At 69.0% G+C, this 13,416-nt stretch carries 16 protein-coding genes; 8 read left to right on the forward strand and 8 right to left on the reverse strand.

Going from position 1 to position 13,416, the window contains the following annotated elements:
- Window positions 1–26: 26 nt before the first annotated feature.
- Complete coding sequence (locus tag BN977_RS23200; RefSeq protein ID WP_036401817.1) at window positions 27–1,541, forward strand: adenylate/guanylate cyclase domain-containing protein; 1,515 nt, start codon at window positions 27–29, stop codon at window positions 1,539–1,541.
- A gap of 34 nt (window positions 1,542–1,575) precedes the next feature.
- On the opposite strand, the gene BN977_RS23205 is transcribed toward BN977_RS23200, so the two are convergent.
- Window positions 1,576–1,872: a DUF732 domain-containing protein gene (locus tag BN977_RS23205; protein ID WP_227456874.1), complete on the reverse strand. Its 297-nt coding sequence runs from the start codon at window positions 1,870–1,872 to the stop codon at window positions 1,576–1,578.
- A 16-nt stretch (window positions 1,873–1,888) separates the two neighbouring features.
- Here BN977_RS23205 and BN977_RS23210 point away from each other — a divergent pair, with 16 nt between their 5' ends.
- On the forward strand, window positions 1,889–2,404 hold the full coding sequence (locus tag BN977_RS23210) for a cupin domain-containing protein (RefSeq protein WP_206666842.1): 516 nt from the start codon (window positions 1,889–1,891) through the stop codon (window positions 2,402–2,404).
- A 111-nt stretch (window positions 2,405–2,515) separates the two neighbouring features.
- Here BN977_RS23210 and BN977_RS23215 read toward each other — a convergent pair whose 3' ends face one another.
- The 3 genes from BN977_RS23215 to BN977_RS23220 form a co-directional block, all read right to left on the reverse strand.
- The gene (locus BN977_RS23215) at window positions 2,516–3,826 is read right to left on the reverse strand and encodes a carboxylesterase family protein (protein WP_036401821.1); all 1,311 of its coding nucleotides are present in this window, start codon (window positions 3,824–3,826) and stop codon (window positions 2,516–2,518) included.
- A gap of 62 nt (window positions 3,827–3,888) precedes the next feature.
- Window positions 3,889–4,053 (reverse strand): hypothetical protein, encoded by a 165-nt coding sequence (locus tag BN977_RS32955; RefSeq protein WP_165576366.1) that lies wholly within the window; start codon window positions 4,051–4,053, stop codon window positions 3,889–3,891.
- A gap of 107 nt (window positions 4,054–4,160) precedes the next feature.
- Complete coding sequence (locus tag BN977_RS23220) at window positions 4,161–4,370, reverse strand: hypothetical protein (protein ID WP_131590193.1); 210 nt, start codon at window positions 4,368–4,370, stop codon at window positions 4,161–4,163.
- A gap of 195 nt (window positions 4,371–4,565) precedes the next feature.
- On the opposite strand from BN977_RS23220, the gene BN977_RS23225 reads away from it, so the two are divergent.
- Window positions 4,566–5,279 carry a cutinase family protein gene (locus tag BN977_RS23225; protein WP_024455170.1) on the forward strand — a complete coding sequence of 238 codons (714 nt, stop codon included), beginning with the start codon at window positions 4,566–4,568 and terminating at the stop codon, window positions 5,277–5,279.
- 69 nt (window positions 5,280–5,348) lie between these two features.
- On the opposite strand, the gene BN977_RS23230 is transcribed toward BN977_RS23225, so the two are convergent.
- A complete protein-coding gene (locus tag BN977_RS23230; RefSeq protein WP_109790272.1) occupies window positions 5,349–6,662 on the reverse strand; it encodes a S1C family serine protease in 1,314 nt (437 codons plus the stop codon).
- A gap of 223 nt (window positions 6,663–6,885) precedes the next feature.
- On the opposite strand from BN977_RS23230, the gene BN977_RS23235 reads away from it, so the two are divergent.
- Window positions 6,886–7,284, forward strand: a complete 399-nt coding sequence (locus tag BN977_RS23235) for a VOC family protein (RefSeq protein WP_036401823.1) — start codon at window positions 6,886–6,888, stop codon at window positions 7,282–7,284.
- 16 nt (window positions 7,285–7,300) lie between these two features.
- On the opposite strand, the gene BN977_RS23240 is transcribed toward BN977_RS23235, so the two are convergent.
- Together BN977_RS23240 and BN977_RS23245 are read right to left on the reverse strand one after the other, a co-directional pair.
- A complete protein-coding gene (locus BN977_RS23240; RefSeq protein WP_036401825.1) occupies window positions 7,301–7,744 on the reverse strand; it encodes an OsmC family protein in 444 nt (147 codons plus the stop codon).
- A 116-nt stretch (window positions 7,745–7,860) separates the two neighbouring features.
- Window positions 7,861–8,151, reverse strand: coding sequence for a WhiB family transcriptional regulator (locus BN977_RS23245; RefSeq protein ID WP_036404241.1), 291 nt, complete (start codon window positions 8,149–8,151; stop codon window positions 7,861–7,863).
- 399 nt (window positions 8,152–8,550) lie between these two features.
- Between BN977_RS23245 and BN977_RS23250 the strand changes: the two genes are divergently transcribed.
- The 3 genes from BN977_RS23250 (at window position 8,551) to BN977_RS23260 (ending at window position 11,273) form a co-directional block, all read left to right on the forward strand.
- Window positions 8,551–9,342, forward strand: a complete 792-nt coding sequence (locus BN977_RS23250; RefSeq protein ID WP_036401826.1) for a hypothetical protein — start codon at window positions 8,551–8,553, stop codon at window positions 9,340–9,342.
- A gap of 91 nt (window positions 9,343–9,433) precedes the next feature.
- Window positions 9,434–10,012, forward strand: coding sequence for a sigma-70 family RNA polymerase sigma factor (locus BN977_RS23255; RefSeq protein WP_024455164.1), 579 nt, complete (start codon window positions 9,434–9,436; stop codon window positions 10,010–10,012).
- Window positions 10,005–11,273 carry an anti-sigma-D factor RsdA gene (locus BN977_RS23260; protein ID WP_036401829.1) on the forward strand — a complete coding sequence of 423 codons (1,269 nt, stop codon included), beginning with the start codon at window positions 10,005–10,007 and terminating at the stop codon, window positions 11,271–11,273. The genes BN977_RS23255 and BN977_RS23260 overlap by 8 nt, the downstream gene beginning before the upstream one ends.
- A 29-nt stretch (window positions 11,274–11,302) precedes the next feature.
- Here BN977_RS23260 and BN977_RS23265 read toward each other — a convergent pair whose 3' ends face one another.
- Window positions 11,303–11,707, reverse strand: coding sequence for a DUF5319 domain-containing protein (locus tag BN977_RS23265; protein ID WP_024455162.1), 405 nt, complete (start codon window positions 11,705–11,707; stop codon window positions 11,303–11,305).
- Window positions 11,708–11,851: 144 nt separating this feature from the next.
- On the opposite strand from BN977_RS23265, the gene guaB reads away from it, so the two are divergent.
- Window positions 11,852–13,396: an IMP dehydrogenase gene (gene guaB / locus BN977_RS23270; RefSeq protein WP_024455161.1), complete on the forward strand. Its 1,545-nt coding sequence runs from the start codon at window positions 11,852–11,854 to the stop codon at window positions 13,394–13,396.
- Window positions 13,397–13,416: the final 20 nt, after the last annotated feature.

Here is a 13,416-nt window from a genome sequence, read left to right on the forward strand (position 1 = left end):
GGGCGCTGGGCCTCTAGTGTCCGGGCATGGACCGCATCTGGCAGTGGGCGTGGGACCGGTTCGGAGCGCGACATCGCTGGGCAGGTCTGGCCGTCGTATTGCCGGCAGGACTGCCGGTCTACCTGTTCTGGTCGTTCCTCATCGTCGCTCTCGAAGGTTCCCGTCACTACGTCGAGGCAGCCGTCGTCACCCTCGTCGCCCTGCTGGCGGTCAATGTGTACGCGGCATTCGCCGACCGCAAGCGCTACCGCCCGGTCGAGCAATGGGTGGCCGGCCACGACGTCGATCGGGCCACCGCGCTCAAGGCCACATACAGCTTCTCCCGCAACGCGTTTGCCCGGGCGCTCTGGATGAACGCGGTCAGCTTCGCACTGATGTCGGTGATCGTCGGTGCGATCGCCGGAGCGGGCGGACCGCGACTCGCCCAGTACGGGCTGCTGGCCGCCGCGATCGGCACCATGACGTATCTCATCGGTCTGCACAGCATGTTGGAGGCGGCCGCTCGGCCGGCACGGCTCGCGATCGCCGGCGACACGAGCATCGGCGACTCGCTACCGCGCGCCCGCCCGACCATCGCCGCGTGGTCGAGCATGACGGTGCTGGCGACCGCGTTCGTCTTCTCCGTCGAAGGCGCGATGCTGGTGGCCGCGATCGTCGGGGCCAGCCCGCAGCCGCTGCTGTACCTCGGGGTCGGCGCTGCGATGACGGTCGGGTTCGGAATCCCGTTGGCCGTCGGTGTCGGCTTCTCACCGTCGATGCGGCCGATTCGGGATCTCGCGGAGGGCACCGAACGTGTCGCTGCCGGTGACTACAGCAGGCGCGTACCGGTGGTTCAGGACGACGATCTCGGGGTGCTGGCGGCGTCGTTCAACCGCATGCAGGCGGGTTTGGCTGAGCGGCAACGACTTCAGGCGGCCTTCGGCGCCTACGTCAACCCCGCTCTCGCCGCGCGGCTGCTCGAGCAGGGCGACGACGTGTTCACCGGCGAGCGCCGCGAGGTGACGGTGATGTTCGTGGACATCCGCGACTTCACCCCGTTCGCCGAGGCGAACACCGCCGAGGACACCGTCGCGCGGCTCAACGCCGTGTTCGAGATCGTGGTGCCGGCCGTCGTCGACGCCGGCGGTCACGTCAACAAGTTCCTCGGTGACGGCGCGATGGCCGTCTTCGGCGCTCCCAACGATCTCGCGGACCACGCTGACGCCGCAGTGAGCGCCGCCGTGCAGATTCACCGCCTCGTCGCCCAGCGATTCGGCGGTGAGCTGCGGATCGGCATCGGGATCAACACCGGTTCGGTGATCGCCGGCACCATCGGCGGCGGCCCTCATCTTGAGTTCACCCTGATCGGCGACACGACGAATGTGGCTGCCCGCGTCGAGCAACTCACCAAGACCACCGGCGACGCCATCCTGCTCACCCGCGAGACCGTCGAAGCGCTGGCCTCTCGACCGCCCGGACTCATCGACCGCGGATCGCACGCGTTGAAGGGCAAGTCGGCCCCGACCGCGGTCTTCGGTCTCGACCCGGTGCCGAGTCCTTAGCGGCTCATCTGCTCGGCCACGCCACCTACCGACGTCACAGCGTGTCCGGACACAGATTGTGTTGTGCGGCGCGCACCAGCATGCGACCGATGGTGGCGTCGGCAGGATTCACCTGTGCGATCAAATCGTCGGCCGATTGCCCCAGATGCATCCGATTGCAGGCCATATAACCCTGCGCCACCACGGCGGCGTCGGGCATTTGTTGGCCTGCGAAGAACAGACCCGGGAAGTTGTTGGCCCGGAGTTCGTTCAGGAATGACTGATCGTCCGCGTGGGCCCGCGGTGTGCCGACGAAGCCCCCGGCAAGCACTGCAGCGACCCCGATTCCCACGACGAGCTGTTTTCGCATGTTCCCCCCAAATCTCCCCGCCGCGGTGCTGCCCCCGGCACCTGGTGATGTGTGTTCAACACTAGGGGTCTGCGAGCAGTGCGCGGAGCGGAATTCCACCGGCGTGATGTGTACTGGCGACATGGATCTTGCCCCCGACGCGCAGCCGTTGGTGCTCGACGAGAACGAGCGTCAGATCACGAGCTGGAACGATCACCGCGGTCGCCTCACGTTTCGCACCCTCTTCTCGGCCGACTCAACGCCGACCGCGCGCATGGTCACCGGGGTTGCCGACATTCCCGTGGACGGATACCTGGCCCTTCATCGCCACGAGCAGGCGGAGACCTATTACGTGTTGTCGGGCGAAGGCGTCGTCACGCTCGACGGCACCGACCACCGGGTGAGCCCGGGCTGCAATGTCTTCATCCCCGGCTTCGGTGAACACGGCATCAGAAACACCGGCACCGACACGTTGCGGTTCTTCTATGTCCTGGCCGCCGACGCCTTCACCGACATCGAGTACGTCTTCTCCTGACTTGTTCCCCGAAGGCGATATCACCGGCGATATCGCCTTTTGGAAACGACTGTGCGGACTCCCTGGGCTTCAGAACGCCCGGTCGACGAAACCGTTGGTGGCGGTATCCGATCACCCGATGGTCAGCGGCGTCGTTCCCAGCGCGGCGACACCGTCACGGGCGAAGGCGCTCCACAGCGCCCGCATCCGGCGGCCCACCGTGGCGTTGATCGGGTGCGGGTCGGGGCCGAGCATCGGCGCGTCCGCCCAGGCCTCCGGTGACCCCAGCAGCAGGGGGAGTTCGATGCAATGGCAGGCGCCCAGCGGCGCCCGCGGGGGAGCCCAGTCGACACGGAAGGTCGCCGAACGTCCGCCCGCACGAGCCCAGGTGTCGGCGAATTCGATTGCGGGCCCGCCGAACAGGCGCTTGGTCAGATTGCGCCCGATCGCCGCCGCGAGCAGGGTGCCCGGCGGGCCGAGCCGTTGCAGGCGGTGGCCCCGCGGGTCCATCGCGACGAAGGGCCGCCCGTCGGCACGGGTGTAACCCACCAGGACGTCGACCCGGGACGCCGCGTCGGCGATCCGCGCCGGGATCTCCTCGGCCGACGGCAGCGGTGCCATCCCGACAAGAGGTGCGAACGGCATCAACCCCAGCCGGCCGAACCGCTGGGCGGCTCGCGCCGCGGCGATCTGCGCGTCGAGTAGCTGCGCGACGTCGGCTTCGCGTGCCGGCACCCCGCCCAGCGACGTCATCGCGGCGTCGCGCATGGCAGCCGTCAGCTCCGACCGGTCGCCCCGCAGGCCCAGCGGGGCGCTGTGCAGGATGGCCCGGGTGAACAGGCCCGCGGACTCCTCACACAACATCAACGCCATCACCGAATCGCCGCCCGCGGACTGCCCGAAGATCGTCACCCGGGCCGGATCCCCGCCGAAGGCGGCGATGTTGTCCCGCACCCAGCGCAGCGCACACAGCTGATCACGCAGGCCCATGTTCTCGGTCCGCGGATCGTGCAGGTTCAGATACCCGAAGACGCCCAGCCGGTAGGTGGCCGTGACCACCACGACCTGTCCCTCGGCGGCCAGGGCATGCGGATCGTATTTCGCCGACTCGCCGCCGCCGGACACGTAGGCCCCGCCGTGGAACCACACCATCACCGGCAGCCGGTCTGCACCGGTCGGTGCGGTGACACTGAGCACCTGGCATTGCTCACTCATCCGCAGGCCGTCGATCACCGCGCCGGTGGCGAACTCCAGCCGGGACGGCAACTGGGGGCAGGCCGGCCCGCGTACGGTCGCGTCGATCAGCCCCGCGCCGGTCGGCACCGGCTCCGGGGCGCCGAACCGTTCGGCGCTCGCGTACCGGATGCCGCGGGCCACGGTCACGTCGTCGCCCTCGGCGACCAGCACCGAGGCGCCGCCGTTGTCGATGCGTCGGGTCCGCACGCGATCACCCTACGAAAAACACCCCCGGCGTGGCGGGCCGGGGGTGTGTCTCGATGCGGCGGTCAGAAGGCCTGGTCGACGAAGCCGTTGGTGGTGTTCACCTCGTCCTGGTTGTCGACGCTGTAGTGCGGACCGGTGGGGGTGGCGGCTTCCGCCGGGCCGGCCAGGCCCAGGACGGCGGCGGTCATGCCGGTGGCGATCAGGGTGGCGAATCCGAACTTCTTCATGGTGATCATCTTCCTCTGTCGGCGTTACTCCGTTGATGGTTGAAACCTGGTGCGGTGCAATATCATTCCGGCTGGCAGGATGTTTCCCGTGGTTGGCAGGAACGGGGTCAGGGCTGCTGCCAGAACAGGAACCCGTAGGGATCCGGCTGCGAGACCGGTTCGCTGAAGTTGGCGCTGTAGTCACCGGTGCCGGCGCAGGTGGTGCCGGGGCGATCGCACACCGGCGAGGGCGCCGCGGCGGCGACGGGAGCCAGTCCGATACCCACCGCGGCGGCGGCCACGGCGATGCCAGATGCTCGAAAAACATTGACTTTCATGACGTTTCCTTCGTGGTGGTCGATGATGTGACCATCGTCGACCCGACCGGGTGCCGGGGGCATCCTGGCTGGCCGCCGTCTGCACTACCGGGTAGCAGGTATTCACAGCTTGTTGCCAGCTGCGATGCGTACCCCACCCCGGGCACGGGACGCTTGGCCCACATTGCCGCAGCGCCACCACTGAGAGGTCTCACCATGAAACTCACCACCGGATCCACGCTCGTCGCGGCCGGCCTGTCCGTCACGGCCCTACTGGGGCCGCAGGCAACCGCGGCCGCCGCACCCGCGTGCCCGGACGTGCAGGTGGTCTTCGCCCGCGGCACATTCGAGGCGCCGGGCGTCGGCGCCACCGGCCAGGCCTTCGTCGACGCGCTCACCGCCCGGTTGCCCGGCGAATCGGTGAGCCCCTACGCCGTCAACTACCCGGCATCACTGGATTTCGCCGAGGCCGCGCAGGGCGTCGCCGACGCCGCCAACACCATCGAGTCCACGGCCGCCGGCTGCCCGAATACCAAGATCGTGCTCGGCGGCTACTCCCAGGGCGCCGCGGTCGCCGCCTACACCACAGCCGACAGCGTGCCGGCCGGATTCGTGCTGCCGGCCGGCCTTTCCGGTCCCATGCCGGCGTCGGTGGCCCCGCACGTCGCCGCTGTCGTGTTGTTCGGCACTCCCTCGCCCCTGTTCCTCGGCCTGGCGGACCGCCAGGCACCGCCCATCGAGATCGGCGGTCGGTACCAGGCCAAGACGCTCGAGCTGTGCGCGCCCGGTGACCCGGTGTGCTCACCGGGCATCAGCCTGGACCGGGCCGCGCACAGCGCCTACAAGGACAACGGAATGGCGGACCAGGCAGCGGATTTCGTGGTCCGGCAGCTCGGGGCGCCGGCACCGGCTGCTCAGCAGGCCGTATGACGAAAACGGCCGCCGCAATGAGGGGGAGGGGGCATTGCGGCGGCCGTCGGTCGGTGGGTCAGCTGGTGCTCACGCCTTTCCGAGCGTCACCTGGGCGGTCTGGGACGCGCCCGAGGGATCCAGGTAGGTCAGCGCGACGCTGTCCCCGGGCGCCTTCGAACGCACCGCCGCGACCAGCGCCTCGGGTCCGTCGATGACCTGATCGTTGACCTTGGTGATCACCGCCCCGTCCGGGATGCCTGCCGCCGCGGCCGGGCCACCGTCGGCCACCCCGGCGATGGCGGCCCCGCTGGCGGCCGTCGGGTTGGCGCTGAGCTGCACGCCGAGCGAGCCGTGGCCGGCCGTGCCGGTGGACACCAATTCGTCGGCGATGCGCTTGGCCTGATCCGACGGGATGGCGAAGCCCAGCCCGATCGAACCGCTCTCGCCGCCACCGCCGCCCGGACTGCCCTGTCCGGCACCCAGCGTGGCGATCGCCGAGTTGATCCCGATCAGTTCACCTTTCATGTTCACCAGTGCGCCGCCGGAGTTGCCCGGGTTGATCGCCGCATCGGTCTGGATGGCGTCGAGCACCGAGGCCTGGCCGCCGGCGGCGTCACCGGCGGCCACCGGCCGGTTCAGCGCGCTGACGATGCCGGTGGTGACCGTGCCCTGCAGGCCCAGCGGTGACCCGATGGCCACCACCTGCTCGCCGACCTTGACGTCCTTGGACGAGCCGATGGCGATCGGGGTCAGACCGGAGACACCTTCGGCCTTCACGACCGCGAGGTCACCGGTGGGGTCGGTGCCGACCACACTGAACGGCACCGACCGGCCGTCGGAGAACGTCACGGTCCTGGTCACGCCGGCGCCGTTGCCCATCGCTGCCGGTTGGGCACCGTCGGACCCCTCCGAACCGGCCGACGCAACGTGATTGTTGGTCAGGATCAGGCCGTCGGGGCTCAGCACCACACCGGAACCCTCGGCCTCACCCTGGCCCATCTCGATCCGCAGTTTCACCACACTGGGCATCACCTTGGCCGCCACCTGCTCGACCGAACCGGTGGGCGCGTTGGCGGCCGGCTTCGACGCCGGCGCCTGGGCTCCGGCGGTCGGCGCGGCGACCGCGTGCGGGACGGTGGCGCTCTGCGGATGGGCCATCCACGCCGCGGTGGCACCGATCCCACCGCCGGCCACCGCCACGGCGAGGGCGCCGGCCGCGAGCAGCGCCACCCGCGGGCGCTTTGCGCCCGCCGGTGCCGGATTGGCATGGGGGACAGGCTGGTAGAACGGCGGCACCGGTTGCTGGGTGGCGTACCGCCAGTCCTGGACGCGCGGAATCGGCTGGGTCAGGGGAGCATTCGGGTCGTGAGGCTGAAAGGGTTGTTGCTCAGGGTTTGTCATCGTGGTGTGTGCATCACTTTCTTCGATCATCAAAGAGCACAGTTGCTTAACCACCATCTTCCGGCGGTGACTGAGACGGAACTGAGAGTTTGCCCAGGCCATTCCGAGATTTCGGACCCAGTCCGGTAACACGGGGGGCCGCGGCGTCGTCGACGTCACAGCATCGACATCACCGCGGGGCGGACTTGACCTCAAGCCTCGTTGAGGTCGGACACTGGCGGGCATGACCATCGAGGTTGCCCAGATCCGCGTCGCCCGGCCCACCGATCGGCTGGCGGAGGTGCAGCGCTTCTACGCCGAACACCTCGGTTTGCCCGTCATCTACCGGTTCGAGGACCACGACGGCTACACGGGCGTGATGCTGGGTCTACCCGGTACCGAGTATCACCTGGAATTCACCACGCATGTCGACGGAAGTCCTTGTCCGGCACCCACGCTGGACAACCTGCTGGTGCTGTACTTCCACGGCGAGGCCGCGATGTACGACGTGGTCGAGCGCCTCGCGGCCGCCGGGCATGAGCCGGTCGAACCGGAGAACCCGTATTGGACCAAGGTGGGCGCGTTGACCTTCGAGGATCCCGACCGGTGGCGCGTGGTGCTGGTGCCGCGCCGGGTGTTCTGATCGGCGCGGCAACCCGCTAGCGCAGCGCGGTGGTGATCCGGACCTCGCCGGTCAGCGTCTGATGGACCGGGCACCGCTCGGCGATGTCCATCAGCTTCTGGCGCTGATCGTCGTCGAGGTCACCGATCAGTTCCAGCTCCCGATCGATGTGGCTGATCCACCCCTTGGTGGTTTCGCATTCGGCGCAGTCCTTGGCGTGGATGCGGGAGTGCCGCAGCGTCACCCGGACTCGATCCAGCGGCCAGCCCTTCCGACCGGCGTACATCCGCACCGTCATCGAGGTGCACGACCCCAGCGCCGCGAGCAGCAGGTCGTAGGGGGTCGGACCCTCGTCGTCGCCGACCGGTTGTGGCTCGTCGGCGGTCAGCCGGTGCGACCCGGCGATGATCTCCTGGGTATAGGTCCCCGCGCCGGTCTCCGTGACGATCACGGTGCCTTCGGTCGATGGATCGGTGGGCATGGGACCTCCTGGCTACCGGGCGCGTGCGGACGGTCAAGGATTACCACCGCGCCGACGGCTGCGGGCGCAGAAAGGCCCCGCCCGGCGCGCGGGCGAGGCCTTTCGTCAGTTCGGTTTCAGGCGGTGCGGCGGATCCCGCGCTTGAGCAGCATCTCGCGCTCGGATTCGCTCAAGCCGCCCCAGATGCCGTAGGGCTCACCGACGGCGAGGGCGTGCGTACGGCATTGGGTGATCACCGGGCAGCTGCGGCACATTTCCTTGGCGCGCATCTCACGCTGCGCGCGGGCCCGGCCGCGCTCGCCGTCGGGATGGAAAAAGACCGAAGAATCGACACCTCGGCAAAGACCTTGCATTTGCCAATCCCAAATATCGGCATTTGGTCCGGGAAGTTGCTGCGGCTGTGGCATGTGGAAAACCCCTCTCTTCACACCCAATTCGCGAACGCGTACGAGCGTGATTCGCGGAACCGATCCGAGCACTTGTCGCCGATGACCACTCGTGCACACAACGTAGAAGGGCTACCGAAAAAAGGTCAATAGGCAGGTCGTGTGCGTAACCACATAGCCGCAGCGTGAGAATTTACATCACGTTCATCATTGCGACCCGCATGCAACGCGAAGAGTGCTCCAGAAACGGCGCCGGGCCGACACTCATGCGCATTTCCGCAGTTCGCCCAGTTTACTTTTATCCGGTACCGACGGTGCCGTTGATCTATCGGAAACATGGTGACCACCAAGTGTTAACCAAGGTTGCTTTCGTCACGCCGTCTCGGCGCGTGGCCGGGGCGTTGATACCGTCGCAGTCCGATGACGTCTGCGACAACGTGCCTGGCCGAGGCCGCTTTCGGCCCCCGTCCGGACCTCTGGCCCCTGCCTGCGGCGACCTCACAGCGCGAATCGTGGCTGCGCGCCGTCGCAGAGGGTGGCCAGGGGCGCTACGCCAGCGCCCTGGCCGACCTCGCCGCCGTCGCGCGGGCCCCGGAGCGCGGGCCGCTGCTGTCTTTGGCCTACAGCACCCGTGCGTCGTTCCTGCGCCAGCTCGGCGGGCACGACCTCGCCCGCGGCTGGGACGGCCGGGCCTGGGCGGCGGCCGGCCCCGACCGTGAGGCCGGCGCCGATGCGCTCGTCGGCCTGGCCGCCGATGCCCTGGGGGTGGGACGGTTCGCGCTTTCGGCGGCCTTGCTGCAACGGGCCGATCGGCTGATCGACGGCTCCGGACCGGCCCGGCTGCCCGTGCGCCTGCAGTGGGTGTCGGCCGAACTGGACATGGCCTGCGGTGCCGGCGCGGCCGCCGTCGGCCATGCCGAACGGGCGATCGAGCTGGCCGAATCGACCGCATCGGCGCGGCACGCGATCAAATCGGCCGTGGTGCTGGCCGCCGCGTTGTGCAGCGCCGGGCGCCTCCCGGACGCCCGCCGCGTCGCCGACGAGGCGTTCGGCGAGACCGAACGGCTCGGCCTGATCCCGCTGCGGTGGGCGCTGGCCTGCCTGCTCGCCGATATCGGCAGTACGGTGCATCCGCCCGCGCACGTCGCGGCCGTTCGGGACGCCGCCGCCGATACAGTGCGACGCAGAGGCGGCGTGTGGACGCGTCGCTGAAGCGGATCGGCACCGCCGGATCGTTAGTGTTTATCTGACGCACACCCTGCCTGGATGTGTCCCTTACGTAACGCTGGAGATATCGCCCACGATGACAATTTCGGGAGAACGTCTCGATGCTGTCGTCGCTGATGCGGTGGCCGGTGACCGGGACGCGCTTCGGGTGGTGCTGGAGACCATCCGCCCGATCATCGTCCGGTATTGCCGGGCGCGGATCGGGTCAGCAGAACGAAGTGGTCTATCGGCAGATGACATTGCGCAGGAGGTGTGCTTGGCCGCCATCACGGCGCTGCCGCGCTACCAGGATCAGGGACGTCCGTTCCTGGCCTTCGTGTACGGCATCGCTGCGCACAAGATCGCCGACGCCCACCGGGCGTCGGCGCGTAACCGGTCCGAACCCACCGATGTGGTGCCGGAGCGGTTCTCGGGGGAAGCCGGGCCCGAACAGCGGGCGCTGGACTCCGAGGCCTCGGCGCGGATGGACCGCCTGCTCGCCACGCTGCCCGAGAAGCAGCGCGAGATCATCATCCTGCGCGTCGTCGTCGGGATGAGTGCCGAAGAGGTGGCCGAGGCGGTGGGCAGCACGCCGGGCGCGGTCCGCGTCGCGCAGCACCGGGCGCTGGCCAAGCTGAAGTCCGAGATCACCGCGGTCGGAGGCGACTATGCCTGATTTCGGCCGCTGGACCGCCAATGGCGGCGATCCCTCGCTCAACGACATCAACCGCGCCGACAAGTTCCTCGACGCGCTGGCCGCCGAGCAGCCGGTCTACTCGACCGACCGCGCCGACGCCGAACTGGCCTTCCTGCTGGCCGGCTGGCGCGACGAGGTCCGGCAGGTACCCATCGACCATGTGGTGCCGCCGCTGGAGGCCGAGTCCGCGCTGCGCAACGCACTGGATTTCTCCTCGCGGCGACGTAACCGGCGATCGCTGGCGGTCATCGGTTCCGCCGCGGCGGCGGTGCTGTGCCTCGGCGGCTTCGCGTCGGTGGTGTACAGCGCCGATCCCGGCGACGGGCTCTACGGCCTGCACACCCTGCTGTTCGGTGACCAGAGGCAGACCCGCGATGACGCGGTGGTGCTGGCCGCGCAGACCGAGATGCAGCAGGTGCAGCAGCTCATCGACAACGGCCAGTGGGATCAGGCCCAGGAACGGTTGGCCGCGCTGTCGACCAAGGTGCAGAGCGTCGAGACCGTCGAGCGCAAATCCGAACTCATCCAGCAGTGGAATGCCTTGACCTACAAGGTCGTCGAGCAGGACCCGGCCGCCACACTGCCGCCGCCGGGGCAGCCGCTGCCGGAGTTGCCGTCCTCGCCGCTGACGCTGCTGCCGCTGCCGGTCATCGAGAGCAGCACCGACACCACCACGGTGTCGACGCCGCCCGAGGTGACCAGCGTGCCGACGACGCCCGGATCCGAGGTCACCGTCACGACCACGCCGCCGTCGGAAACATCGACATCGGCCTCGTCCTCGACATCGACCTCGCCGAGCGTCGACGCCTCCACCACGACGTCGGAGCCGGCGCCGTCGACCACCACGACCTCGGCTGTCCCGAGCACCTCGACCGCCACCAGCACGGTCACGCCGAGCGCCACGACCACCACCACGACGGTGGCACCCAGCACGACCACCACCACGACGACCGTCGCGCCGAGCACCACCGCGACCACCGCGACCACGACGACCCAGGCGACCGTGGCCCGCACGACCACCACGACGACGATCGCCCCGGCGGTGGAGGCACCGCCGTCGGCGGCACCGCCGGTGCAACAGCAGGAGCCCAGCACGCCGCCGGCCCGCAACCAGCCGCCGCAGGCGCATGCCGAGGAAACGGTGCAGGCGACCAAGGAGGCTTCGGCGCCGCAGCAACGGGCGCCCGAAGTGGTGGTCACCACGACGACGGTGCCGGGCGGGCAACCGGGCGGGCACTGATGTTGCGCGCCGCCGGGTAAATCAGGAGATCAGCGGTACCCGTCGGGTTCCGAGGTGGCCTCGTTGAGGGACGCATCGGCATAGCCGCGGCAGTAGTCCCACGTCACGTAGGCATCGGGTTCCGGGTCGTAGGCCGGCTCGTGCGGGCGCACCGTGCCGTCCACCAGCAGCTGCAGCAGGTTCGCCCGCAGCATGTCCCAGTCGTGATAGTGGTCTTGCTGGCACTCGTCGCAGCACACGACCAGCCCGCGGATTCCCTTGTGGGCGAGCAGGGCCTCGTACACGGCCAGATCGGCGAGATCGGCTTCGACGGCGCTTCGTTCCTGCGGATCGAGCGGCAGGCCGGGTTCGATCGCGTCGAGCGCGGCCGACGGATCGCACGGGTCATCGGCGAACGGGTCAGGCGGCAGCCCCGGCGGGAAGTCATCGCGCACGCATCTAGCCTACGCAGGCCCGCCACATCCGCGCCAGCCGTTCACCCTGGGCGAGACCCGGCGGGTGTAGTCACGAGCATCGAGGTCAGTGCCGATAAGATGGACCTTTAGATCCACGCCTGTTGGTTCCTGGAGGCTCCACCCATGTCGATTGCTGAAAGCAGCAGCATCCCGCTCGCCGTACCGGTTTCCACCGGCGGTGATGATCCGACGAAGATCGCGATGCTCGGGCTGACATTCGATGATGTCCTGCTGCTGCCGGCCGCCTCGGATGTGGTGCCGGCCAATGTGGACACGTCCAGTCAGCTGACCAAGCGCATCCGGTTGAAGGTCCCGCTGGTGAGTTCGGCGATGGACACCGTCACCGAATCCCGGATGGCCATCGCCATGGCCCGCGCCGGCGGCATGGGGGTGCTGCACCGCAACCTGTCGGTGGCCGAACAGGCCGGCCAGGTCGAGACGGTCAAGCGTTCCGAGGCGGGCATGGTGACCGACCCGGTGACCTGCTCGCCGGACAACACGCTGGCCGAGGTGGACGCGATGTGCGCCCGGTTCCGGATCTCCGGTCTTCCGGTGGTCGACGACAAGGGCTCCCTGGTCGGCATCATCACCAACCGGGACATGCGGTTCGAGGTCGACCTGGACAAGCCGGTCGCCGAGGTGATGACCAAGGCGCCGCTGATCACCGCCCAGGAGGGCGTCTCGGCCGAGGCCGCGCTGGGCCTGTTGCGACGCAACAAGATCGAGAAGCTGCCCATCGTCGACGGACACGGCAAGCTGACCGGCCTGATCACCGTCAAGGACTTCGTCAAGACCGAGCAGTTCCCGCTGGCCACCAAGGACAGCGACGGCCGGCTGCTGGTCGGCGCGGCCGTCGGCATCGGCGACGACGCGTGGACCCGGGCCATGACGCTGGTCGACGCGGGGGTGGACGTCCTGATCGTCGACACCGCGCACGCGCACAACCGGCTGGTGCTGGACATGGTGAGCCGGCTCAAGTCCGTCGTCGGCGAACGGGTCGACGTGGTCGGCGGCAACGTGGCCACCCGGGCCGCGGCCGCCGCCCTGGTCGAGGCCGGCGCCGACGCCGTGAAGGTCGGGGTCGGGCCGGGCTCCATCTGCACCACCCGGGTGGTCGCCGGTGTCGGGGCCCCGCAGATCACCGCGATCCTGGAAGCCGTCGCCGCCTGCTCGCCCAAGGGCGTGCCGGTGATCGCCGACGGTGGTCTGCAGTACTCCGGCGATATCGCCAAGGCGCTGGCCGCCGGCGCGTCCACCGCGATGCTGGGCTCGCTGCTGGCGGGCACCGCCGAGTCGCCCGGTGACCTGATCTTCGTCAACGGCAAGCAGTTCAAGAGCTACCGCGGCATGGGTTCGCTGGGCGCCATGCAGGGCCGCGGTACGCAGAAGAGCTTCTCCAAGGACCGCTACTTCCAGGACGACGTGCTGTCCGAGGACAAGCTGGTGCCCGAGGGCATCGAGGGCCGGGTGCCGTTCCGGGGCCCGCTGTCGACGGTCATCCACCAGCTCACCGGCGGGTTGCGCGCCGCCATGGGCTACACCGGGTCGGACACGATCGAGCACCTGCAGCAGGCGCAGTTCGTCCAGATCACCGCGGCGGGGCTCAAGGAGAGCCATCCGCACGACATCACCATGACGGTCGAAGCGCCGAACTACTACGCCCGCTAGCGGTCAGGAACTCACGAGCA

Source organism: Mycolicibacterium cosmeticum (assembly GCF_000613185.1).
Classification (GTDB): domain Bacteria; phylum Actinomycetota; class Actinomycetes; order Mycobacteriales; family Mycobacteriaceae; genus Mycobacterium; species Mycobacterium cosmeticum.